Annotated in this window: 1 protein-coding gene; it reads left to right on the forward strand. The window is 66.4% G+C overall.

The annotated features are described in order from the left end of the window. Positions 1-159 precede the first annotated feature (159 nt). Positions 160-479: hypothetical protein (locus tag OO70_RS50655; RefSeq protein ID WP_043688395.1), on the forward strand; the 320-nt coding region annotated here is incomplete at its 3' end.

Here is a 479-nt window from a genome sequence, read left to right on the forward strand (position 1 = left end):
TCTACACGTAAGGAGTCGTCGGCAGCGTCAGATGTGTATAAGAGACAGGATCAGCAAGGGGGAGGCCGCACGTCGACTGATCGACAAGGGCATCCTTGCCCAGTAACCGGCGCGCACCGGACAACCACACACACCCTTCACCCCCCAAAAGGAGCGACCGTGACCGGCCATCACCCCGTCACCGCAGAATCCGAGACCGAGACCGAGACCGACACCAACACGATCCCGATGTTCCCGGCGCTCAGCCGTATGGAGCGCCGGCCCGAACTCCACCCCCGCCGCTACGACCGCGAACCGTACTGGCGCGCACCCATCACGCCCCCCTCGCGTGAGTGCTACGTCCCGCACTGCAACTGGCACAACCGCACCGGAGTCCCCGAGACCGAGCAGCTGCTCACCCTCGACGCGAACGGCGCCTACCTCTCCGCCCTCGGCGGGATCAAGGTGGGGCACTCCCAGCTGTCCCACCACGGCGGGAC

It is taken from the genome of Streptomyces xylophagus, from assembly GCF_000716435.1.
Classification (GTDB): Bacteria; Actinomycetota; Actinomycetes; order Streptomycetales; family Streptomycetaceae; genus Streptomyces; species Streptomyces xylophagus.